Origin of the sequence: Synechococcus sp. OH2 (genome assembly GCF_047462155.1) — a bacterium.
GTDB lineage: Bacteria > Cyanobacteriota > Cyanobacteriia > Thermostichales > Thermostichaceae > Thermostichus.
On sequence record NZ_JANSIR010000095.1, the window covers coordinates 132,978 to 135,142 of the forward strand.

The 2,165-nt window shown below is 61.9% G+C and carries 3 protein-coding genes; 1 reads left to right on the forward strand and 2 read right to left on the reverse strand.

Annotation, left to right across the window (positions count from 1 at the left end):
* Positions 1 to 154: 154 nt before the first annotated feature.
* A complete protein-coding gene (locus tag NW835_RS09110; protein WP_414364804.1) occupies positions 155 to 901 on the forward strand; it encodes an isoprenyl transferase in 747 nt (248 codons plus the stop codon).
* A gap of 190 nt (positions 902 to 1,091) precedes the next feature.
* On the opposite strand, the gene NW835_RS09115 is transcribed toward NW835_RS09110, so the two are convergent.
* Positions 1,092 to 1,691, reverse strand: a complete 600-nt coding sequence (locus NW835_RS09115; RefSeq protein ID WP_414364806.1) for a CPP1-like family protein — start codon at positions 1,689 to 1,691, stop codon at positions 1,092 to 1,094.
* A gap of 33 nt (positions 1,692 to 1,724) precedes the next feature.
* On the reverse strand, positions 1,725 to 2,165 hold a 441-nt coding region (locus NW835_RS09120), incomplete at its 5' end, for an aminotransferase class V-fold PLP-dependent enzyme (RefSeq protein ID WP_414415110.1).

Consider the following 2,165-nt stretch of genomic DNA (forward strand, 5'->3'; position numbering starts at 1 on the left):
ATCCGCGTGAAGCCAAAAAACGGGATGCTCCCCTGCAGGGATTGTGGGCCCACCCGTGGATTCGCAATGGACCGTTGCGCTGGTGGGGATCCCTGCCAGATCTAGCCAAATTCCCTCGCAAACCTGAGAAAACCCTTCCCAAAGACTGATCCGCATGACCCTTTCTCCTGCCCATCTTCTGCAGTTGCCTGCCGACCTGGATCCGCAGTTGTTGCCCCGCCATGTGGCAGTGGTCATGGATGGCAACGGGCGGTGGGCGCAAAAGCGAGGCTTGCCCCGCAGTGTCGGGCATCAGCGCGGGGTAGCGGCTTTGAAGGAGTTGCTCCGCTGCTGTCACGATTGGGGGATCCCTCTCCTCACCGCCTACGCCTTCTCCACGGAGAACTGGGGCCGCGCCCGCGAGGAGGTGGATTTTCTCATGACCTTGTTCGAGCAGGTGCTGTGGCAGGAACTGGCGGAAATGGTGCAGCAGGGGGTGCGCATCCAGTTTGCCGGCCAGTTGTCGGCCCTGCCCCAGTCTTTGCAGGACACGATCCTGCATGCGGTGGAACGCACCCAGCACAACGAGGGCATTTGTCTGACGGTGGCCCTCAACTACGGCGGCAGACAGGAGATCCTGCAGGCTTGTCGCTCGATTGCCACCCTGGTGCAGCAGGGGCTTTTGCAACCGGATCAGATCGACGAAGCCCTCTTCTCCCAATTTCTCTACACCACTGGCCTCTCCGATCCCGACCTGTTGATCCGCACCAGCGGCGAGATGCGCATCAGCAACTTCCTGCTCTGGCAGATGGCCTACACCGAGCAGTACTTCACCCCCATCCTCTGGCCGGACTTCGACCGCGCCGCCTTTCACCAAGCCTTGCTCAGCTATCAGTCGCGGCAGCGGCGCTTCGGCAGATAAGACCTTGACGGATCCCTGCCTGCTTCAATCAAACCAGACCCTCACCCCCAACCCCTCTCCCTCAGGGAGAGGGGAGTTAGGGAACGACGTAACGAACCGTTTCGTTTCTGTTTGAAGTGGCTGTATCTCAAGCCGGCTTGGGACGACTTGAATGAACAGGCAGCACAAATGTATACCTGAAGCTCCCCAACTAGCGCAAAAAGCTGGTTATCAGCCACATCACCCCAAACGTGATCCCCACCAACAGGGCACCAGGGGCATCGCCGCCGGTAAGGGGAAGGGCAATGCCGTAGGCCAACATCAGTCCTAGGCTCAGTCCTGCCAGCGCCAAGAGCAAAGCGCGAAGGAAGCGGCGCTCCTTGCGGTACAGGAAATAGATGCAGGTCATCAGCCCCAGCGCCAGTTGCAGGGAGGGATACTCATCAGGGGCCAAGACAACCCAACCCACCAGTCCTCCCAGCAACACGGCGGGCCAGAGCACATCCGGGGCAGAAGGGCTATCTAGCCAACGGCTAATCCAAGGGGGATTTTGGGCAGCAGGACGGGGCAAACTCAGTTCCGTCTCCAGACGGGCAGCCCGTTGTTCAGCATAGCGAATGCGGTCGGGGACAGCGATCTTGCCCTCCTTGCGCAGGCGCAGGCGCTGCATCAGGATGGCATCGTAGGCTTGTTCCACCCGCTCCTGCTGCTGTTCATCCGCACCCAAGCTGGCCAGGAGCCGTGCCCGTGCCGATTGGATCTCCTCAAAGGAGGCTTCTTCGCTGACCCCTAAGACCTGATACGGACTCATCTCAGCCATGACGACCAGCCCTGTAACTCTCTATCACCTTAACCCAGCCGCCAATTCAGCGGCAGGCGCTGACGGCAGGGGTTGGGTTGCCTGACCCTCAAGGGATCCAGCAGCAGAGCGGAGGAGAGCCTGCAGGGAGCGGGCCACCTGCTCAACCGCGGCTTGGGTGGTGGCCTTGCCCAGGCTGAGGCGGATAGATCCCAGGGCCTCGGCCTCGGAATAGCCCATGGCCAAAAGGATGCGGCTGGGGATCCGCTGGCCGCTGCTACAGGCAGAGCCGGCGCTGATGGCGATTCCCTGGCGGCTCATCTCCCTCACCAGCACGTGCCCCGGGATCGCGGCAGTGCAGTAGCTGAGGTGGTGGGGCAGGCGTTGCTCCAGATCCGAGGGGCCGGTCAGCCGCAAACCCGGCACAGAGGCCAGCAACTGGGCCAGCTGCCGTTGCAACTGCCGCAGGCGGGCCGTCTCCTGCTC

Coding starts and splice junctions, on each gene's coding strand:
- NW835_RS09110 (WP_414364804.1), top strand. CDS start 155: ATGACCCTTTCTCCTGCCCATCTTCTGCAGTTGCCTGCCGACCTGGAT.
- NW835_RS09115 (WP_414364806.1), bottom strand. CDS start 1,691: ATGAGTCCGTATCAGGTCTTAGGGGTCAGCGAAGAAGCCTCCTTTGAG.